Origin of the sequence: Chromobacterium sp. Panama (genome assembly GCF_003052555.1) — a bacterium.
Taxonomy (GTDB): Bacteria; Pseudomonadota; Gammaproteobacteria; order Burkholderiales; family Chromobacteriaceae; genus Chromobacterium.
In genome coordinates this window covers 3893267-3913653 of sequence record NZ_QARX01000001.1, presented here as the reverse complement: position 1 = coordinate 3913653, position 20387 = coordinate 3893267, and the positions used below count along the sequence as shown (strand labels likewise).

The 20387-nt window shown below is 62.6% G+C and carries 19 protein-coding genes and 1 tRNA gene; 14 read left to right on the top strand and 6 right to left on the bottom strand.

Translation table 11 applies throughout. The features are described from left to right. Window positions 1–18 precede the first annotated feature (18 nt). From ispE to DB032_RS17695, 9 genes are all read left to right on the top strand, one after another. Window positions 19–876, top strand: coding sequence for a 4-(cytidine 5'-diphospho)-2-C-methyl-D-erythritol kinase (gene ispE / locus DB032_RS17735; RefSeq protein WP_107800630.1), 858 nt, complete (start codon window positions 19–21; stop codon window positions 874–876). A 7-nt stretch (window positions 877–883) separates the two neighbouring features. Beyond that, window positions 884–958, top strand: a tRNA-Gln gene (locus tag DB032_RS17730). A gap of 88 nt (window positions 959–1046) precedes the next feature. After that, on the top strand, window positions 1047–2030 hold the full coding sequence (locus tag DB032_RS17725) for a ribose-phosphate pyrophosphokinase (RefSeq protein WP_043589892.1): 984 nt from the start codon (window positions 1047–1049) through the stop codon (window positions 2028–2030). Window positions 2031–2090: 60 nt separating this feature from the next. Further along, a complete protein-coding gene (gene rplY, locus DB032_RS17720; RefSeq protein WP_043589895.1) occupies window positions 2091–2378 on the top strand; it encodes a 50S ribosomal protein L25 in 288 nt (95 codons plus the stop codon). Between the two features lie 90 nt (window positions 2379–2468). Further along, window positions 2469–3050: an aminoacyl-tRNA hydrolase gene (gene pth / locus DB032_RS17715; protein WP_107800629.1), complete on the top strand. Its 582-nt coding sequence runs from the start codon at window positions 2469–2471 to the stop codon at window positions 3048–3050. A 76-nt stretch (window positions 3051–3126) separates the two neighbouring features. Further along, window positions 3127–4218 (top strand): redox-regulated ATPase YchF, encoded by a 1092-nt coding sequence (gene ychF, locus DB032_RS17710; protein ID WP_107800628.1) that lies wholly within the window; start codon window positions 3127–3129, stop codon window positions 4216–4218. A gap of 113 nt (window positions 4219–4331) precedes the next feature. Then, window positions 4332–5306, top strand: coding sequence for a hypothetical protein (locus tag DB032_RS17705; RefSeq protein ID WP_107800627.1), 975 nt, complete (start codon window positions 4332–4334; stop codon window positions 5304–5306). A gap of 138 nt (window positions 5307–5444) precedes the next feature. Next, window positions 5445–6218, top strand: coding sequence for a transporter substrate-binding domain-containing protein (locus tag DB032_RS17700; RefSeq protein WP_231580992.1), 774 nt, complete (start codon window positions 5445–5447; stop codon window positions 6216–6218). Between the two features lie 79 nt (window positions 6219–6297). Beyond that, entirely contained in the window at window positions 6298–6960 is a 663-nt protein-coding gene (locus tag DB032_RS17695; RefSeq protein WP_107800626.1) for an amino acid ABC transporter permease, read from the top strand. Between the two features lie 52 nt (window positions 6961–7012). Here the strand turns inward: DB032_RS17695 and DB032_RS17690 are convergent, their stop codons facing one another. Beyond that, window positions 7013–8767, bottom strand: a complete 1755-nt coding sequence (locus DB032_RS17690) for a long-chain fatty acid--CoA ligase (RefSeq protein WP_107800625.1) — start codon at window positions 8765–8767, stop codon at window positions 7013–7015. Window positions 8768–9001: 234 nt separating this feature from the next. Here DB032_RS17690 and DB032_RS17685 point away from each other — a divergent pair, with 234 nt between their 5' ends. The 3 genes from DB032_RS17685 (at window position 9002) to DB032_RS17675 (ending at window position 12121) form a co-directional block, all read left to right on the top strand. Further along, window positions 9002–10147 (top strand): PLP-dependent aspartate aminotransferase family protein, encoded by a 1146-nt coding sequence (locus tag DB032_RS17685; protein WP_107800624.1) that lies wholly within the window; start codon window positions 9002–9004, stop codon window positions 10145–10147. Between the two features lie 55 nt (window positions 10148–10202). Further along, window positions 10203–11258: a nitronate monooxygenase family protein gene (locus DB032_RS17680; protein WP_107800623.1), complete on the top strand. Its 1056-nt coding sequence runs from the start codon at window positions 10203–10205 to the stop codon at window positions 11256–11258. An 80-nt stretch (window positions 11259–11338) separates the two neighbouring features. Then, on the top strand, window positions 11339–12121 hold the full coding sequence (locus DB032_RS17675) for a ferredoxin--NADP reductase (protein WP_107800622.1): 783 nt from the start codon (window positions 11339–11341) through the stop codon (window positions 12119–12121). A 19-nt stretch (window positions 12122–12140) separates the two neighbouring features. On the opposite strand, the gene DB032_RS17670 is transcribed toward DB032_RS17675, so the two are convergent. Both DB032_RS17670 and DB032_RS17665 read right to left on the bottom strand, forming a co-directional pair. Further along, window positions 12141–12590, bottom strand: a complete 450-nt coding sequence (locus tag DB032_RS17670; protein WP_107800621.1) for a GNAT family N-acetyltransferase — start codon at window positions 12588–12590, stop codon at window positions 12141–12143. A gap of 5 nt (window positions 12591–12595) precedes the next feature. Next, entirely contained in the window at window positions 12596–13207 is a 612-nt protein-coding gene (locus tag DB032_RS17665) for a LysE family translocator (RefSeq protein WP_107800620.1), read from the bottom strand. 107 nt (window positions 13208–13314) lie between these two features. Here DB032_RS17665 and DB032_RS17660 point away from each other — a divergent pair, with 107 nt between their 5' ends. Together DB032_RS17660 and DB032_RS17655 are read left to right on the top strand one after the other, a co-directional pair. Beyond that, window positions 13315–13704 carry a DUF488 domain-containing protein gene (locus DB032_RS17660; protein ID WP_107800619.1) on the top strand — a complete coding sequence of 130 codons (390 nt, stop codon included), beginning with the start codon at window positions 13315–13317 and terminating at the stop codon, window positions 13702–13704. A 62-nt stretch (window positions 13705–13766) separates the two neighbouring features. After that, the gene (locus DB032_RS17655) at window positions 13767–14396 is read left to right on the top strand and encodes a LysE family translocator (protein ID WP_107801967.1); all 630 of its coding nucleotides are present in this window, start codon (window positions 13767–13769) and stop codon (window positions 14394–14396) included. 156 nt (window positions 14397–14552) lie between these two features. Here the strand turns inward: DB032_RS17655 and DB032_RS17650 are convergent, their stop codons facing one another. The 3 genes from DB032_RS17650 to DB032_RS17640 form a co-directional block, all read right to left on the bottom strand. Next, on the bottom strand, window positions 14553–15986 hold the full coding sequence (locus DB032_RS17650) for an ATP-binding protein (protein ID WP_107800618.1): 1434 nt from the start codon (window positions 15984–15986) through the stop codon (window positions 14553–14555). Between the two features lie 105 nt (window positions 15987–16091). After that, window positions 16092–18347: an arginine/lysine/ornithine decarboxylase gene (locus DB032_RS17645; RefSeq protein WP_107800617.1), complete on the bottom strand. Its 2256-nt coding sequence runs from the start codon at window positions 18345–18347 to the stop codon at window positions 16092–16094. 433 nt (window positions 18348–18780) lie between these two features. After that, window positions 18781–20301, bottom strand: coding sequence for a phosphatidylserine/phosphatidylglycerophosphate/cardiolipin synthase family protein (locus tag DB032_RS17640; protein WP_107800616.1), 1521 nt, complete (start codon window positions 20299–20301; stop codon window positions 18781–18783). Window positions 20302–20387: the final 86 nt, after the last annotated feature.

Genomic DNA, 20387 nt, shown 5'->3' with positions numbered 1-20387 from the left:
TGCCATGGTGTTCTGTTGATGAGTTCCCCCGTATTCCAAGACTTTCCGGCCCCGGCCAAGCTCAATCTCTTATTGCACGTCGTCGGCAAGCGCCCGGACGGCTATCATTTGCTGGAGACGGTGTTCCGCTTCGTTGACTTCAGCGACACCGTGTCGCTGGCCTTGCGCGACGACGGCCGCATCGTGCTGGAGACGCCGATCGCCGGCGTGGACCCGGAGCAGGACCTGACGGTGCGCGCGGCGCGTCTATTGCAGGCCCATGCCCAGTGCGGGCTGGGCGTGGCCATTCGTCTGGACAAAAAGATACCGATGGGCGGCGGTTTGGGCGGCGGAAGCTCCGACGCCGCCACCGTTTTGCTGGCCTTGAATCGTATGTGGGGACTGAATCTGCCGCGGGCGACTTTGCAGGAACTGGGCTTGAAGCTGGGCGCGGACGTTCCGGTGTTTATTTTCGGGCGCAGCGCGCTGGCCACCGGCGTTGGCGAAAAACTGAATGAAATCAAATTGAAGCCGGCATGGTATGTGGTAATTCACCCTCAGGTGCAGGTGCCCACCGGCAAAGTATTTCAAAATTTTTCGCAAGAGGTGTTGACAGAGGTAGGGGTCGTCGGCATAATGCGAATCCTCGAAACAACGCAGCAGCGACGAAACGATCTGCAAAACGTTGTTTCGAATATGTACCCAGCGGTGAATGAAGTGCTGACCGAATTAAGAAAATATGGTTCGCCGCTGATGACTGGTTCCGGTTCCTGCGTGTTTCTGGAGTGCCAGTCTAAAGACGAAGCCGATAAAGTTTATCAGGCGGTGTCGATAAAATATAAGGGGTTTTTAGCAAAAGGACTCGATGTCCATCCCTTAATCGACAGCGCTGAATAAAGGTTACTGGGGAGTCGCCAAGTGGTAAGGCACCGGATTTTGATTCCGGCATTCGTAGGTTCGATCCCTACCTCCCCAGCCAAGACTTTCTCTCAATAAGAGAGAGCATGAAAAAAGCGTGTAAGAATCCCTTACACGCTTTTTCTTTATCTAGCTAAGGCACACGAATCATGGCGGCATACGACAGTTTGATGGTATTCACCGGGACCGCGAACCCGGAACTGGCCCAAAACGTAGTCAAACATCTGGATATCTCGTTGGGACGCGCCGACGTCGGCAAGTTCAGCGACGGCGAAGTGGCGGTGGAGCTGCTGGAAAACGTACGCGGACGCGACGTGTTCATTCTGCAGTCGACCTGTGCGCCGACCAATGACAATCTGATGGAAATTCTGACTATGGCCGACGCGCTCAAACGCGCTTCGGCCGGTCGTATTACCGCGGCGATTCCATACTTCGGCTATGCGCGCCAGGACCGCCGTCCGCGTTCCGCCCGCGTGCCGATCTCCGCCAAGCTGGTGGCCAATATGCTGACCAGCGCCGGCATCGACCGGGTGCTGACCGTCGATCTGCACGCCGACCAGATTCAGGGCTTCTTCGACATCCCGGTGGACAACGTCTACGCGACGCCGGTGCTGCTGAAGGACATCCGCTCGCAGCGCATCGAAGATCTGATCGTGGTCAGCCCCGACGTGGGCGGCGTGGTGCGCGCCCGCGCGATGGCCAAGGCCTTGAACACCGATCTGGCCATTATCGACAAGCGTCGTCCCAAGGCCAATGTGGCCGAGGTGATGAACATCATCGGCGACGTGTCCGGCCGTACCTGCCTGATCGTCGACGATATGATCGACACCGCCAACACCCTGTGCAAGGCGGCCAGCGCTCTGAAAGAGCGCGGCGCCCAGCGCGTGCTGGCCTATGCGACTCACCCGATCTTCTCCGGTCAGGCGATTGATCGCATCAAGAATTCCGACATCGATATGGTGGTGGTGACCGACACCATCCCGTTGACCGCCGAGGCCAAAGCCTGCCCGAACATCCGGGTGGCCTCCATCGCCGGCCTGCTGGCCGAGACGCTGCGCCGGATCAACAACGAAGAATCGGTGTCCTACCTCTTCAATGAGGAACTGGTTGCGGCGGGCGCCTGCCTGCCGTGAACATCGGGCCCGCTGGTCGCGGCGGGCCGGGTGCTTTTAATCTGAAACTGGAGTTTTGCCATGTCTTTTGAATATACCGCCAGCAAGCGTGAAGAGTCGGGTACGAGTGCGAGCCGCCGCCTGCGTCACGCCGGCCAGGTTCCGGCCGTTGTTTACGGCGCTTCCAAAGAAGCCGTATCCATCGTTCTGGACCACAACACCATGTACTACGCGCTGAAGAACGAAGCGTTCCACACTTCCGTTCTGGATCTGGTGATCGACGGCCAGAAAGAACAAGTTAAAGTGGCTGCGTTCCAAATGCACCCGTACAAACAGCAAGTAATGCACATCGACTTCGCTCGCGTGTAATCTAGCTGCCGTGCCGTCTGACGGTAACGGTTGAAAAGCTCGTTGCTAGCCGTCGGCCCGCAACGAGCTTTTTCATTTGGAACAGAGAATATGTCCGGCATTCGCCTGATAGTCGGCCTGGGCAACCCCGGCGCCGAATACGATAGAACGCGCCATAACGCCGGTTTCTGGCTGGTGGACGAGTTGTGCTGGCGCTATAAGGGCAACTGGCGCACGGAAGGCAAGTTTCAAGGCGACGTCGCCCGAGTGGACATCGAGGGACAGGACGTCTGGCTGCTCAAGCCGATGACCTATATGAATCTGTCCGGACAGGCGGTGTTGGCGCTGGCCCATTTTTACAAGATTCTGCCGGACCAGATCCTCGTGGTGCACGATGAGCTGGACCTGCCGCCTGGCGCGGCCCGTTTCAAGCAGGGCGGCGGCCACGGCGGCCACAATGGCTTGAAGGACATCGCCGCGCGGCTGAGTTCGCCGGCCTTCTGGCGTTTGCGTCTGGGGATCGGCCATCCGGGAGACCGCAACGAAGTCGCCAATTTCGTGCTGAAGAAGCCGCGCGCCGAGGAACAGCAGGCGCTGGACGAGGCGATCGAGCAGGCGCTGCGGCAATTGCCGGCGGCCATCGGCGGCAAGATGGCGGCGGCGATGAAGGAATTGCACACCGCGGCCAAATGAGCCGCTGGGCAAATCGCCGGCTTGCCGCTATGCTGCGGCAGAACAAGATTTTTCAAGAATTCGAAGGAATGCGGACATGAGTCTGAAATGCGGTATCGTCGGCCTGCCCAATGTGGGCAAGTCCACCCTGTTCAATGCGCTGACCAAGGCCGGCATCGAAGCCGCCAACTATCCCTTCTGCACCATCGAGCCCAATGTAGGCATCGTGGAAGTGCCGGATCAGCGCCTGGCCGAACTGGCCAAGATCATCAATCCGCAACGCATCCAGCCGGCCATCGTCGAATTCGTCGACATCGCCGGCCTGGTGGCGGGCGCCTCCAAGGGCGAGGGCCTGGGCAACCAGTTCCTGGCCAATATCCGGGAGACCGATGCCATCGTTAACGTGGTGCGTTGCTTCGAAGACGAGAACATCGTTCACGTCGCCGGCAAGGTGGATCCGATCGCCGACATCGAAACCATCGGCACCGAGCTGGCGCTGGCCGACCTGTCCGCGGTGGAAAAGGCGATGACGCGCGAAGGCAAGAAGGCCAAGTCCGGCGACAAGGACGCGCGCGCGCTGATCGCGGTGCTGGAGAAGCTGGTGCCGCATCTGGATCAGGGCCTGCCGGCGCGCTCGCTGGACTTGAGCCCGGAAGAAATGGTCTTGGTCAAGCCGCTGTGTCTGCTGACGATCAAGCCGGCGATGTATGTGGCCAACGTGGCTGAAGACGGCTTCAGCAACAACCCCTTGCTGGAGAGGGTGCAGCAACTGGCCGACAAGGAAGGCGCGCCGGTGGTGGCCTTGTGCGCGGCGATCGAGTCCGAAATCGCCGAGCTGGACGACGCCGACAAGGCCGAATTCCTGGAGACGCTGGGTCTGGAAGAGCCTGGCCTGGATCGTCTGATCCGCGCGGGTTACAAGCTGCTGGGCTTGCAGACCTACTTCACCGCAGGCGTTAAGGAAGTGCGAGCCTGGACGATTCATATCGGCGACACCGCGCCGCAGGCGGCCGGCGTGATCCACACCGATTTCGAACGCGGTTTCATCCGCGCGCAGACCATCGCCTATACTGACTTCATCGCGCTGGGCGGCGAGTCCAAGGCCAAGGAGGCCGGCAAGATGCGGGCCGAGGGCAAGGACTACGTGGTCCAGGACGGCGATGTGATGAACTTCTTATTTAATGTGTGATCTTATCGGATCGAAATAAAGGCATGCAGCTCTGGCTCATGCCTTTATTTTTGTAAGTCTACTGAGATGCGGCAAAATAGTGCCGACTGGATGTAAATAAAAGGGAATACGTTTTGGAACGCCAAGCTGAAGTCGCTGATGAGATTAGTCTGATTGATATTATTCGTTTCTGTAAAGAACAATGGCGTTTGATGGTTTTCCTCCCCATCATCGCCGCGCTGGCGGCGGTGGCCGTAGTGTTGAATATGGAAGACAGGTATGCGGCGACATCTCTGCTCCTCGTGCCCGCGCCGCTGGGTCCTCAGGGCGGCGCCAGCGTGTTGAAGGATAATGTGATGCTGGGCGAGGCGGCGGCTCATTTTGAGCTGGCCAAGCATTACGGAGTGACTGGCGCGGACAAGGCCAAGCTCAGCTTGTTGGACAATCTCAAAGTTTCCGCGGGCAAAGACGGTTTGCTTGAAGTCTCGGTCCAGGATGTGGACGCGGCATTTGCCGCCCGGCTCGCCAACTACCTGGTGGAGCAGACCCGGCAGCGGATTCTGGGCTTGCACGTGACGGAACAGAGCAAGAAATACCTGGTGTTGCAGGAGCGGATCAAGGTGGTGCAAGGTCAGGTGTCGGGAGCGAAGCGCGAGCAGAAGCAGCTGGGCGCGGTAGCCGAGACCTTCCTGAACAGCGAATCGGCGCGTGTGATCGAGAGTTTCGCGCGCTTGGAAGCGCAAATGAACGCTCAGCAAATGGAAGGGAATAGCCCGGTACAGTCGTCTTTATTGCAACTGCGCGCGGAATTGGAGCGCAGCAATCCGCAGGTCAAGTCCATCTCTCCGAGGCAGTTGGCTACGATGCGTGATTTGTTCTTCTATCAGGCCACGTTGGAGGAGCTGCAGAAGCAGGCTTCGGTGGCCAGAGCGTTGATGTCGCAGGATGTGCAGGTGGTGTTGCCGGCAAGCCCCCCTTTGGAAAAGGCGGGACCGAAACGGACTATGATCGTGTTGCTGGCCGGTCTGGGAGGCTTGGTCTTGGCGGTATTGATTGGCTTGGGGCGTAAGTTGGGGGCAACGCTGCGCCAGCGCTTGCAAGCAGAGTAAGATGAATTGACATCATGGCCGCTTTTCGCGGCCATTGTTCTATCTAGAACTTGGCAGCGCCAACGGCTAGTGATATTCTCGCTTTTGACTGTTTTGTTTTTCAAAATTACCAAAGGTTATATTGATATGCGCAAGCTGATGACGCTTCTCGTAATGGCGGGCCTGGCTGGCCAGGTGTTCGCGGCGGACTTGCTGGATACGGTCAAGCAGCGCGGCAGCCTGAAAATCGCGTTGGAAGGCACTTACCCGCCGTTCAACTTCAAGGACGCCAAACAGCAGCTGACGGGTTTCGATGTCGAGATCGCCACTGAAATCGCCAAGCGTCTGAAAGTGAAGCCGGAATTCACCACGGCGGAGTGGAGCGGCCTGCTGGCGGGCTTGCAGGCCGGCAAGTTCGACATCGTGGTCAATCAGGTGGGCGTGACCGACAAACGCAAGGACGTGTTCGACTTTTCCCAGCCTTATACTTATTCCAGCGCGCAGCTGATCGTGCGCAAGAACGAGAGCCGCGTTTTCAAGAGCCTGGCGGACCTGAAAGGCAAGAAGCTGGGCGTGGGCCAGGGCAGCAATTACGCCGATATGGCCAAGGCCGTGGCCGGCATCGAGGTGAAAACCTATCCCGGCGCGCCCGAATACCTGCAGGATCTGGCCAGCGGCCGCGTGGACGCGGCGCTGAACGACAGCTTGCTGATCCCCTTCGCCATCAAGCAGGCCAAGTTGCCCTTGAAGGCCGGCGCGCCGGTGGGCGAGGTGGCGACGATGGCTATCCCGTTCGCCAAGAACAATCCGCAGTTCAAGGCGGCGATAGACAAGGCGCTGGGCGATATGAAGGCCGACGGCAGCTTCAAGAAGATCTCGGTCAAATGGTTCGGCATCGACGTGTCGAAAGCGCCGGCGGCGGCCAAGAAATAAGCGGCAGTTGATTTCAGAGTGGATAGGGCTAGACGCCCCTGCTTGCGCGGGGGCGTCGGTTTTTTTTGGAAAAACGTGAATGACTGACTGGATCGTCCTGTTCGAATCGGCGCTGCCGGTGCTATTGCAAGGCGCGGGCTATACCTTGATGTTCGCGGTGGTTTCCATGATCCTGGGGCTGGCGCTGGGCTTCGTCGTGGCCTTGCTGCGAGTGGCGCAAGTGCCGGTCCTGGCGCAACTGGCCACCTTCTATGTCAGCGCGATGCGCGGCACTCCGCTCTTGGTGCAGATTTTCGTCATCTATTACGGCTTGCCCGGCGCGGGCATCGAGTTGGGGCCGGTGACGGCGGGCATTCTGGCCTTGACGCTGAATGTGGCCGCCTATTTGTCGGAAAGCCTGCGCGGCGGCATCGCCGGCGTGCACCGAGGCCAGTGGGACGCCGGCCTGTCCTTGGGCTTGAGCTGGTGGCAGACCATGCGCCACATCATCGCTCCGCAGGCTTTGCGCTTGTCGGTGCCCAGCCTGTCCAATTCGCTGATCAGCCTGATCAAGGATACTTCGCTGGTATCGGTGATCACCGTGACCGAATTGATGCTGGCGACCAAGGAAGTGATCGCCCAGACCTTTCAGCCCTTGCCGCTCTATCTGGCGGCGGCGGCGATCTACTGGGTGCTGAGCGCCAGCTTCGAGCGGGTGCAGGGTTATGTGGAGCGGCGGCTGGAATTGGCCCACAAGCGTTGACCGCCGTCTTCAAGCAAGAAGCCCCGCATTGCGGGGCTTTGTCGTATCCGGCTCAGGCCGGGGCGTAGAGGTTTTCTATCATTGCGCGGCAGCGTTCGGCGATCACCTTGCGGCGCAGCTTCAGCGTGGGCGCCAATTCGCCGGCGTCGACGCACCAGGGCTTGTCGATCAGGGTGAATTTCTTGATGTGTTCCCAGTTGCCGAAGTAGCGGTTGAAGCGCTTGATCTCGCGGTCAATCAACTCGACGATCTTGGGGTGGCTGCTCATCTCGCTGTCGGTGGTGTAGGCGATGCCGTGTTCGGCGCACCATTCCTTCAGTTTCTCGAAGAGCGGGACAATCAGCGCCGCCGCGTACTTCTGACCGTCGCCCACCACCATGATCTGGTCGATGAAGGCGGATTCCTTCAGCTTGTTCTCCAGCGCTTGCGGCGCAATGTATTTGCCGTTGCTGGTCTTGAACATTTCCTTCTTGCGGTCGGTGATGCGCAGATAGCCGTGTTCCAGCACGCCGATGTCGCCGGTGTGCAGCCAGCCGTTGTTCAGCGCTTCGGCGGTGAGTCCCGGCTCCTTGTAATAGCCGAGCATCACATTGTCGCCGCGCACCAGGATTTCGCCGTCGTCGGCCAGGCGCACTTCCACGCCGGGCAAGGGCAGGCCCACGCTGCCGATCCGAGTGTCCCGGGCGTTGAACGGGTTGGCGGAGATCACCGGCGCGGATTCGGTCATGCCGTAGCCCTCCGCCACCGACACGCCGCAGGCCCAGAACAGGCGCGCCAGCCGCGGTTGCAGCGCGGCGGAACCGACATTGATCCATTTGAGCTCGCCGCCCATCGCGGCGCGCCACTTGCGGTAAACGAGCTTGTCGGCCAGCGCGTGCTTGGCGGCTTCCAGCGGCGAGCGGCGGGCGTTGGGGTCGAAGCGCTCGGCGCGCTCCACGGCCCACAGATAAAGACGGCGTTTGAAGCCGCTGAGTTCGCGCGCCTTGCCCACCAGTTTGTCGTGCACTTTCTCCAGCACGCGCGGCACCGCGCTGAAGGTGTGCGGACGGATGTCGGCGAGCGCGGAAGACAGGCATTCTACGCTGGAGAAGTAAACGCCGGCGCTGCTGTACATATAGTAGAAGACCCCGGCGCGCTCGAAGATGTGCGACAGCGGCAAAAAGCTCAGCGCGCGGCATTCTCCGTGCGGCAGGCGGGTGAATTCCGCGGTGGCGACCACGGTGCTGAGCACGTTGCGGTGCGACAGCATCACGCCTTTGGAGCGTCCGGTGGTGCCGGAGGTGTAAATGATGGTGTAGACGTCGTCCGGCTGGATCGCGTCGCGGCGGCGTTCCAGCTCGGCCTGCCGCTCCGGTTTGGCCAGGGCCAGGATTTCGGTCCAGGACGGGCAGCCGTCGATCTGGCTCAGGCCGTAGATCGGGCAGCTGAATTTGCCCAGCGCCTCATGCAATTTGCGTTGCAATGCGGCATTGCCGACGAAAGCGAGCTTGACCTCGGCATGAGTCAGGATATAGCGTGCATCATCAAGGGTCATGGTGGGATAGAGCGGCACGCTGACGGCGCCGATTTGCTGCAGCGCCAGATCGGCCAGCACCCATTCTATGGAGTTGTCGGCGGCGAGGGCGACTTTGTCGCCGCTGGCGATGCCCAACTCCAGCAGACCCAGGCTGAAGCGGTTGACGCTGTCCGCGACTTCCTCGGTGGACAACCTGCGCCATTCCTTGCCGGTTTTGGCGGCGAGGCAGTCGGTGCGCGGGTGGCGTTCGAGTTGGCGGGGCAGGATGTCAAATACGCGTTCTAGCTTCATTCGTACAATTGTTTGAATGCGAAACGCTGCAAAATAGTCCTAAAGAGCGTGGATGTAAAGCCAAAGCTGCTAAAAATTTAGTCAAGATCAAGGGAGTAGTCGCCGTTTTAACGGCGGTTTCCTTGAAGTTTTCGAAAAATGATGAAAGAGTCATGGCTGCGGCGCGCTAGAAGCTTGATTGCGGTCGGTTTGTCCGACAAAGCGGACAAGTGAATGATTTTTTGAGGAAAAGTCGTGAAATTTGCAACCAGATCCATTCATGCCGGCTATGACAACGCAGAGCATGGCAAGGCGGTGATGCCGCCGGTGTACCAGACTTCGGTGTTCGAATACGGCCATGTCGGCGAATCCATGCCCTTTGTGTACGCCCGTACCGGCAATCCCACGAGGGCGGCGCTGGAGGCCTGCCTGGCCAGCCTGGAGAACGCCCGCCACGGCCTGGCCTTCGCCAGCGGCATGGCGGCCATCGACGCGGTGCTGCGCGCCTGCCTGAAGCCGGGCGACGAGGTGATCGCGGTGGCGGACCTTTATGGCGGCGCTTACCGGCTGCTGAGCAAGGTGATGGAGCCGGCGGGCGTCAAGGTCACTTTCGCGGATTTGAGCGATAGCCGGAACCTGACGGCGCTGATCAGCGCGCGGACCAGGCTGCTGTGGCTGGAGTCGCCCACCAACCCCTTGCTGGGCATGGTGGACATCGCGGAACTGGCCCGGATCGCGCACGCGCACGGCGCCCGAGTGGCGGTGGACAGCACTTTCGCCACGCCTTATCTGCAGAACCCGCTGGACTTGGGGGCCGACGTCGTCGTGCATTCCGCCACCAAGTATCTGGCCGGCCACTCCGACGTGTTGCTGGGCCTGGCGGCCGTCAACGACGAGGCGCTGCACCGCGAGATCAAATTCATTCAGAACGCGGCGGGAGCGGTGCCGGGGCCTCAGGATTGCTTCCTGACCCTGCGCGGCATCAAGACCCTGCATCTGCGCATGGATCGCCATTGCGACAACGCGGAGCGGGTGGCGGATTATCTGCGATCTCATCCCAAGGTGGAGCGGGTGTTCTTTCCGGGGCTGCCGGAGCATCCGGGCCATGAACTGGCCCGCCGGCAGATGCGTCGCTTCGGGGGCATCGTCAGCATCTGGCTGAAGGACGACAGCCGTGCGGCGGCCAGCCGCTTGGCCGAGCGGTTGAGGCTGTTCGCGCTGGCCGAATCGCTGGGCGGGGTCGAATCGCTGATCAACCACAGCTACACCATGTCGCACGGCGGCATGCCGCCGGAGCAGAAGGCTCAATTGGGCATTCGCGAAGGCGGGGTGAGGCTGTCGATAGGCATAGAGGATATCGACGATATCCTGGCCGATCTGGAGCAGGCTCTGGCGGACTGAGCTGACTGCGCTATTCTTTCAACCGACGCCCGCGCGGGCGTAATCGAGGAAATATATGGCTTCCGCTTTGTGCCGTCGCTGGCAGTTGCGCACCCCTTTGATTCAGGCGCCGATGGCGGGCGGCGCCACCTCTCCGGCCTTGGTGGCCGCGGTCAGCCAGGCCGGCGGCCTGGGGTTTCTGGCGGCGGCGCTGCTGCCGCCCGAACGCCTGCTCAGCGAAGCCGCCGCGGTGCGGCGCCTCACCGACAAGCCCTTCGGCATCAATCTATTCGTGCAGGACGATCCCGCTCCCAGCGAGGAGGCCTTGCGGCAGGCGCTGGAATGGCTGGCGCCGCTGCACCGGGAGCTAGGGCTGCCGGCGCCGCAGATCCCTGAGCGCTTCTGCGAGCCGTTCGCGCGCCAGTTCGAAGCGCTGCTGGAGGCCAAGCCGGCGGCGGCCAGCTTCACCTTCGGCATTCTCAATCGCCATCAGCTCAAGCTCTTGAAGCAGGCCAAGATAGACGTGATCGGCACCGCCACCAATATGGCGGAAGGGCTGGCTTGGGCCGAACTGGGCGCGGACGCGATCTGCGCCCAAGGTCGGGAAGCCGGCGGCCATCGCGGCACCTTCATCGGACGGCCCCAGGACAGCCTGCGGCCCACTTTGTCGCTGGTCTATGAGTTGGCGCAGAACCAGCCGCTGCCGGTGATCGCCGCCGGCGGCATCATGCATGGACGCGATATCGCCGCAGCGATGCGCCACGGTGCCCAAGCCTGCCAGTTGGGCACCGCGTTTTTGCGTTGCCCGGAGTCCGGCATTTCCGCCTTGTGGAAAAGCGAGCTGGCCAAGGCCGCGCCCGGCGGCACCCGTTTGACTCGCGCGTTTTCCGGCCGTTACGCGCGCGGCCTGAACAACCGTTATATGCAGTTGATGGCCGACAAGGAAGACCTGGTGCCGGCGTATCCGGTGATGAACGCCTTGACCGGGCCCTTGCGCGCCGCGGCGGCCAAGGCCGGGCTGAGCGATTTTCTGTCCTTGTGGGCCGGGGAAAACGTGGCGGCCGGCCGCGAGCTGGCGGCGGGGCAACTGGTCGCCACGCTGCACGAGGAATGGCTGGCCGCCTATCGTTGAGCGCCGCCGCGGCGCAGGCTTGAAGCCGGCGTCGATCTGGAGCACAATACTTGAGTAATTTACTTGGGTATTGGCGAGCAATGGATACAGCGATCGAAGAAAAGTACACGGTTCAACCCATCTTGTGGCTGCGGCGCTGGGCGGACAATCTGCTCAGCTTCCGCTTGCGGCGGCCGGACGCCTATCGTTTTGAGCCGGGGCAGTTCGCGAGGCTGGGCCTGCCGTTGGGCGAACACGGCGGTCAGGTGTGGCGGGCGTATTCGATGTGTTCGGCAGTGACCGACGAGTATCTGGAGTTCTATTCCATCGTGGTGCCGGACGGCCAGTTCAGTTCGCGTCTGGCGCAGCTGCAGGTGGGCTCGGAAGTGATGCTGGACAAGAAGGCGATGGGCTTCTTCCTGGCGGACCGCTTGCCGGCGGGCAAGGATTTGTGGTTGTTGGCCACCGGTACCGGTTTGGCGCCGTATTTGTCGATTCTGCAAGACCCCGCTCAGTGGCAACGTTTTGATCGCATCGTGCTGGCGCACTGCGTGCGGCATGCCGCTGAGCTCAGTTATCAGGATTTCATCGCCGAGCTGAGCGAACACCCCTTGTGGGACGAGCACGGCCACAAGTTGCAATACTTGCCCATCGTCACGCGCGACGCGCCGGAGGGCGTGTTGAACGAGCGCATCCCGGCCTTGCTGGCCAATGGCGGTTTGGAGCGGGCGGCGGGGCTGGCGATGTCGCCGGAAAACTCGCGCTTCATGATTTGCGGCAACCCGGCCATGGTGGAGGATACCCACCGGCAATTGATGAAGATGGGCTACCGGATGAGCCGGCAGAGCGCGCCGGGTCATCTGGTGTTGGAAAACGGTTGGTAGCCGACGCGCCCAGGGCGGCCTATAAAACCTTGCTCATGAACAGGCTGAGCGGGTCGGGCTGGTAGGCGCCGAAGGGCGGGCAGGGCTTGAAACCGGCGCGCTGGTATAGGCCGATCGCCTCAGGCTGGGACACGCCGGTCTCCAGTTTCAGCGCGGACAGGCCGGCGGAGCGCGCTTCCCGCTCCAGGCGCGCCAGCAGCGCCTGGGCCACGCCCTTGCCGCGTTGAGACGGCGCCACGAACATGCGCTTGATCTCGCCGTAATCCTCATGCGGCACTAGCGCGGCGCAGCCGACCGCCGCGAGCTTCTCGTCGCGAGCGACGATGAAATGCGCCCGTGGCGGTTCCAGCGCCGCCGGGTCCATCAGATGATTGCTTTCCGCCGGATAGAGCGCGGCCTGGTATTCGTCCAGCTGGCTTATCAAGGCCAGCACATCGGCTTGTCGCGGCGACTCCTGCTGCAGACGCATGGCGTTTACCTGTTGGAGTTGGCGAGCAGGGCGCCGAACAGCAGGAAGGTCGCGCCGCCGGCCTTGTTCACCCATTTGCCGCCGCGGTCGCTGGCCAGCCAGCGGCGCGCGCGTTGCGCGGTGAGCGCGTACACGGTGTGGATCAGGATGATCAGGCCGCTGAAGGTGCCGACCAACAGCAGGAATTGCGGCGCGTAGGCCCCCTGAGTGTCGATGAACTGCGGAAAGATGGACAGAAAGAAGAAGATGGACTTGGGGTTGGTCAGCTGTACCGCCATGCCTTCTCCAAAGCGCCGAGCAAAGCCGCGCGGCTGGCTTGGGATCTCATCGAAGCGAAAAGCCGGCGCGCGCAGCAGTTTGACGCCCAGATAAAACAGGTAAGCGGCGCCTATCCATTTCATCACAGTGAAGGCCAGCGCCGACGCGGCCAGCAACAGGCCGAGGCTGGTGGCCGACACGCCGGCGACGATGAAGGAACCGCAGGCGGTGCCGAGAATGCCGCCAAGGGTGCCGCGCAGGCCGAAGCGCAGCGAGTTGGTCAGGGTCATCAAAATGCCGGGGCCGGGGCTGAGCACGGTGGCCGCGGCCATCAGCAGATAAAGCGAATAGTGTTGCATGAGGATTGTTCGCGTAGGGGGCGGGCCCTTAGTCTACGCAGGCTTGGCCATCGATGACAATGTTGTTGCGCGCGGCGCATGGGCCGCGCCGTTTTGGAGAACGAGCGATGACGATACGCGTGGTGCAATTGGGCAGTCCGCGTCACCCGCAGGAGGGCACGCGCATCGGCACGGTGCGGCGGCCGCCGCGCGGCGTGCCCAAGGAGGCCTTCGCCAGCGGCGATTGGTACGATGTGTGGTTTCCCAACCTGGCGCCCAGCGCGGAATTGGTGAAACAGGCGCAGGCGGCGCAGAGCGCAGCCGAATGGCAGACGTTCGAGCGGGCGTATCGCGCGGAGATGAAGGCGCCGGAGCAAAGCCGCGAGCTGGACTTGCTGGCGGCTTTGTCGCACGGCAGCCACTTTTCCATAGGCTGTTACTGCCAGGACGAGGCGCGCTGTCACCGCTCGGTGTTGCGGGCCTTGTTGCGGGAGCGCGGCGCGGCGCTGGTGGAGTGAGGCTTTGACTCCGCCGGGCCGGCTTGTATCATATCGCTTTGTATTTGCCCGGAATGTCCGCCATGCCTGATTTGTCCACGCTATTACTGTTCAGTCTCGCCTGCGTCGCGCTGGCGGCGACGCCGGGGCCGGATATGTTGCTGATCGCCAGCCGCAGCGCCAGCCAGGGACGCAAGGCCGGCTTCGCCACCCTGGCGGGCATTCAACTGGGCACGTATTGCCACGCGCTGGCGGCAGCCTTCGGTTTGGCGCAGTTGTTCGTGCACGCGCCGCTGGCCTACGATGCGGTCCGCATCGCCGGCGCCGCCTATCTGTTCTATCTGGCCTGGACGACGCTGCGCAGCCGCAGCGTGTTGAGCGTGCCGGGCGCCGCGGGCGCTCAGTCTATGCCGCGCATCGTGGCCCAGGGCCTGCTCACCAATCTGCTCAATCCCAAGATGGCGCTCTTCGTGTTGGCTTTGTTTCCCCAGTTCGTGCATCCGTCCGCGGGGCCGGTCTCGCTGCAGATCATGGTGTTGGCGACCTTGTTGAACGCGATCGGCCTGCTGATCAATGGGGCGATCATCCTGGCGGCCAGCCGTTTCGGACGCGCGCTTGGCGACAGGCTGGGGAGCAGCCGGCTGCCGCAATGGCTGCTGGCTTCGGTGTTCGGCGGGCTGGCTTTGCGGCTGGCGCTGGCGAGCAAGAACTGAGAGCCTGTTCAAAAGCTTGAGGGCAGGGGCGAGGCGAAGAGAACACAAGCGAAATGTACGAGCGCTCATGAGCATTGTGAGCTTGTTTTTAACGGCCTGCTCCATCCATCTCGCCGAAGCGCAGCAGATTTTTGAACGGGTTTGACGCGCGCCGCCTCAGGCGCTGCGCTTGGCCCAGGGCAGTATCAGTTGGGCGATGACGCCGCCGTTGGCGGCGTTTTGCACGTGCAGCTTGCCGCCTTGGGCCCGCGCCAAGGTCTCGCAGAGCGGCAGCCCCAGGCCCATGCCGCGCGAGCGGGTGGTGAAGAAGGGCAGGAAGATCTTGGGCAGGATGGCTTCGGGAATGCCCGGGCCGTTGTCTATGACCTTGAAACGGTAGTTGTGGCCGTCGCTTTCGCCGCTGATCACAATGCGGCCGCCTTGTTCCTGCAGCGCGTCGCAGGCGTTCTGCACCAGGTTGTGCAGAATCTGTTCCAGCGCGGTGCGTTCCGCGCGCGGCCACTCGTCCGGGCTTAAATTATTCCATTCCAGGGTGATGTTCTGGTTCGCCAATTCCGCCTGGCGCAGAAACAGCAATGAGTTCACCAGCGCGTCGGGATCCAGCGGCGTGGTGTCCGTCGCTTTGGGATGGGCCAGCAGGCGGCTGAGCCGGCTGATCAGGGCCGCGGCGCGGCGCGCTTGCGCGCCGGTGGCGAGCAGGGTGTCGCGCGCGGCTTCGCGTTGCGAGGGCTCGTCCAGCGTCCGTTCCAGCTGGCGGGTATTGGCGATGATGGCGGTCAGCGGCGGATTCAATTCCTGCGCCAGCCCGGCCATCATTTCATTCAGGGTATTGAGCCGGGCTTGAGCGGCCAGACGGTCCTGCTGTTGCTGGCGCTGTTGAGAGGCGCGTTGCCTATGCCTGGCGTACAGGGCGACGGCGACGGCGGCGAGCAGCGCGTTCCACAGCAGGATTTCCATCCAGGGCAAGCTGTCCCAACTCAAGGCGGTGCGGCTGGACAGGCGGAAGGGTTGGCTGGCGCTGGGCAGCTTGCGGTCCAGGCTCAGATCCCAATCATTGGCAGACGCGCCGGCCTTGCGTTGCAGAAGTTCGATGCGGTGGCCGCGCAATTGCAGCGAGATGTTTTCCAGCGGCTCGGGCAGTTCGGCCTGGACCAGCATGCGCAACGGGTCGATCAACAGCGCCCAGCCGTCCGGGCTTTGCAGCCAGTAGCGTTGTTGCGCGTCGAAGCCGAGCAGGGTCTGGCCTTGTTGCTGGGCTTGCCACAGCAAGGCCAGCGGCGGACGCAGGCCGCTGGGATCGCCATGCCATTGCTGTTGTCGCCAAAAACCGATGGCGCTCAGCTGAGGCATGGCGGTTTGCAGGCGCTTGAGCATGTCGGCGGGCAAACGGCTTTGTTCCGAAGCGGCCAGGGTGGCCAGCACCGCATCGTGTTGCGAAGCTTTCTGGCTCAGCAGGCGCAGGGTAATGAAGGATTCCTGGCGGAAGCGCTGTTCCAATGCGCCAAACTGGCGCCAGCCCAGCCATAGGCAACCCGCCAGGCTGAGCAAGAGCCAGGCGGTGAGGGCGTAGCGGCGGTCCAATGACATCATGGCGGCGATTATCGCACGCCGCCGCGAGCGCGCCAGCCTGGTGTGTTAAGGATTATTGTGTAGAAATTGTGCGGCGGCGCGCCGGCGGAGCGCCGCCGCCCTTTCTCATTTCACGCAGTCGACGCAGTAGACCCTGCGGCCGTCCAGTTCCGTCGCCACCAGCCCGTGCACATCGGTTTCGAAGCCGGGCAGCTCGCGGTTGAAGTCTTGGGCGAAGCGCAGGTAGTCGACGATGGTCTTGTTGAAGCGCTCGCCGGGAATCAGCAGCGGGATGCCCGGCGGGTAGGGCGTCAACAGCACCGCGGTGACGCGGCCTTCCAGTTGCTCCACCGGCACGCGTTCGATCTCGCGGTGGGCCATCTTGGCGAAGGCGTCGGCCGGACGCATCGCCGGCTCCATTTCCGACAGATAGATCTCGGTGGTGATGCGGGCCACATCGTGTTTGCTGTAGAGCTGATGGATGCGCTGGCACAGATCGCGCAGGCCGACGCGCTCGTATTGCGGGTGCTGGGCGATGAATTCCGGCATCACCCGCCACATCGGCTGGTTTTTGTCGAAGTCGTCCTTGAATTGCTGCAGCAGGGAGATCAGCGTGTTCCAGCGGCCCTTGGTGATGCCGATGGTGAACATGATGAAGAAGCTGTACAGCCCGGTCTTTTCCACCACCACGCCGTGTTCGGTCAGATACTTGGTGACGATGGCGGCGGGAATGCCCATCTCTTCGAAACTGCCGTCCACATCCAGGCCCGGAGTCAGCACCGTGGCCTTGATCGGGTCCAGCATATTGAAGCCGTCCTCAATGCCGACGAAGCCGTGCCAGCGCTCGTTCGGGCGCAGTTGCCATTCGGCCGGGTCGCAGATGCCGTCGTCGGACAGATCGTCAGGTCCCCAGACGCTGAACCACCAGTCGCGGCCGTATTCCTCGTCCACCTTGCGCATGGCGCGGCGGAAGTCCAGCGCCTCCACCAGCGATTCTTCCACCAGCGCCTGTCCGCCCGGCTGTTCCATCATCGCCGCCGCCACATCGCAGCTGGCGATGATGGAGTACTGCGGGCTGGTGGACGTGTGCATCAGATAGGCTTCGTTGAACCAAGCGGTGTCCAACTGGCGTTGCTCCGGGTCCTGTACCAGGATCTGCGAGGCCTGGCTGATGCCGGCCAGCAGTTTGTGGGTGGACTGGGTGGAGAAGATCAGGCTGTCCTTGCAGCGCGGGCGGCCTTCGCCGATGGCGTGGAAGTCGCCGTAGAAATCATGGAAGCCGGCGTGCGGCAGCCAGGCTTCGTCGAAGTGCAGGGTATCGACCTCGCCGTCCAGCAGATGCTTGATGTCCTCCACGTTGTAGATAATGCCGTCGTAGGTGGACTGGGTCAGAGTCAGGATGCGGGGCTTGGCTTGCGGGTTTTTGGCCAGCGCTTCGCGGGCGAAGGGGTTGGCCTGGATTTTCTTCTTGATGTTGTCGAGCTGGAATTCGGACTTAGGAATCGGGCCGATGATGCCGTAGTGGTTGCGCGTCGGCATCAGGAACACCGGGATGGCGCCGGTCATCATGATGGCGTGCAGATTGGATTTGTGGCAGTTGCGGTCCACCAGCACGATGTCGCCGGCCGCCACGCAGCTGTGCCAGACGATTTTGTTGGAAGTGGAGGTGCCGTTGGTGACGAAGAACAGGTGGTCGGCGTTGAAGATGCGCGCGGCATTGCGTTCCGAGGCGGCGATGGGGCCGGTGTGGTCCAGCAGCTGGCCCAGTTCGTCCACCGCGTTGCAGACGTCGGCGCGCAGCATGTTTTCGCCAAAGAACTGGTGGAACATCTGGCCCACCGGGCTTTTCAGGAAGGCGACGCCGCCGGAATGGCCGGGGCAGTGCCAGGAGTAGGAACCGTCGTGGGCGTAATCCACCAGCGCGCGGAAAAACGGCGGCGCCAGGCTGTCCAGATAGCTCTTGGCCTCGCGGATGATGTGGCGGGCGACGAATTCCGGCGTGTCCTCGTGCATGTGAATGAAGCCGTGCAACTCGCGCAGGATGTCGTTGGGAATGTGGCGCGCGGTGCGGGTTTCGCCGTATAGATAGACCGGGATGTCCGGATTGCGGCGGCGGATTTCCGCGACGAAGCCGTAGAGCTTGCCCAGCGCTTCCTGCGCCGCGTCCTCGGTGTGGAATTCCTCGTCGTCTATCGACAGGATGAAGCCGGCGGCGCGGCTTTGCTGCTGGGCGAAGGAAGTCAGGTCGCCGTAGCTGGTGTAGCCGATCACGCTCATGCCTTCCGCCTCCATGGCGGCGGCGAGTTCGCGGATGCCGGAGCCGCTGGTGTTTTCCGAGCGGAAGTCCTCGTCGATGATCACGATGGGGAAATGAAAACGCATACCTGAGTCCTTGTTGCTGTTAACTCGGACACGCGCGGGGGCGGGACGCGGATGGGCCGTCGGCTCGCCGTGGGCGAGGGCCGAAGCCGCGGGCACCTGTAACCCTTTGCGGTGTCACTCGGTGCGCGTTGGGGCGCAGTTCTGTACGCACGGGCAGACCGGGGTCCGCCGCCGCCATGGAGGCTGGCCTTGAGGCGCGAATAAAAACAGGGCGCTTTGCGCCGCGGTCCGTAGTCGGCTCGCGCTGTGCTGTCTGCGCGGGCGGCACGTCTGCCGGCCTGGAGAACATCCCAAGAAAGCGCGCATTTTAGACCTTTTGCTTGTCATGTTGTTGCGCAGCAAAATTTTTTCCGCGAAAAAAACGCCTGACGGCGGCCAGGCGCGATGCGGCGGCGATGTCTTGGGGACATCAGCCCAAGTCAACGGATTGTTTTTAATCGCATTTGTCCTGGGGCGAGCCATCTTGCTCGCCAGCCGGCGCGGCCGGCGGAGGCTGTTGTTTTTTGCCACGCCTGGCCCAGTACAAGCCCAGAGCCTTGGCGACGATGGCGCCGCCGCTGAGCAGCAGCAAAAAGAGCAAGGGCGCGGCCACCAGCCAGGGGAAGAAGGCGATCAGTCCGGCGAAGATCAGCAGCGCCATGCCTATGGTCAGGAAGGCGGACGCCTCGCTGGCGTCGACATTGCGGGTGCCGCGCACCACCACGCCCAGCGCGTCGCCGATCCGCGCCGCTTGCCGCGCGGCGGCGCTGGCGCCGCTGAGGGCGGCGGTATGCGGCGGCAGCAGCAGGCCGTGATAGTCCTTGGGCCGCGGCTTGGTCAGCGTCGGGCGGCGGCGCTGGCCGGCCAGGATCACTTCGGTGGCGTGGTCCAGATCCTGAAGGAACCGCTCGGCCAGCTTTTCCGCCAAGGCCTGGTCCTCCACCGCCACGTCCAGTTCGCGGTTGGCCAGCCAGCTGGACAGATTGAGGTTGGTGGAGCCGATGCGCGCCCAGCGGCCGTCCGCCACCGCGGTTTTGGCGTGGATCATCGGGCCGTCCCATTCGAAGACGCGCACGCCGGCCTCCAGCAGCGGGCGGTACTGGGTACGCGACACCGTGGCGATCCAGCCGATGTCGCTGGAGCGCGGCACCAGCAAGCGGACGTCGACGCCGTCGCGCGCGGCCTGTTTCAGCGCGGTCAGATACATGCTGGTGCCCATGAAGTAGGCGTCGGTCAGCCACAGGGTGCGTCGGGCGAAGCAGGCGATCAGCAAGTCCAGCCGCATCATTTGCGCGGTGGCGGGCGTGGTGGCGATCAGGCGCGCCGCCACCGCGCCGCAGTTTTCCAATGGCGGCGGCGTCAGCCATTCCGCGGACAGCGGGCCGCCGCAGCTGGCCCAGCTGTCGGCGAAGGCCGCCAGCGCGTCGGCCGCCAGCGGTCCGCTGAATTTGACGCCGGTATCGCGCCAGGGCTCTTGGCCGCGCTCCGGACGGCCTTCCCAGCTGGAGCTGATGCACAGGCCGGACACGAAGACGGTCCGGCGGTCGATCACGATCAGCTTGCGATGATTGCGCCCCAGCATGCTGAGGCCGGCGGTCAGAGACGGCGGGTTGTAGGCGCGCAATTCCGCTCCCGCGGCCTGCAAGGGCTTGAAGAAACTGCCCAGATGCGTTTTCCAGCTGCCCAGCCAATCGTAAAGCAGGCAGACCTTCACTCCGGCGCGCGCGCGTTCAATCAGCAGATCCCGTATGCGCAGGCCAAACGCGTCCTTGGCGAAGATATACATCTCGATGAAGATCGATTCCCGGCTGTCGGCGATGGCCTGTTCCCAAGCCGGGAAGTTCTCCACGCTGTCGTAGAGCAGTTCCAGCTGATTGCCGCCCACCAGCGGGGCGCCGGCGGAGCGGGAAAACGCCTGCTCGGCCAGGTGACGGATCAGCTCCTGATTGGCGGGGTGGGGGGACAGAATGGGCATTATATTTGGCTATTGTTTGACAATATACTGAATTTGGTTGAAATCGCCATTTTGGATGTCCTTGACAAGGCGGCTTGACAGTCGTT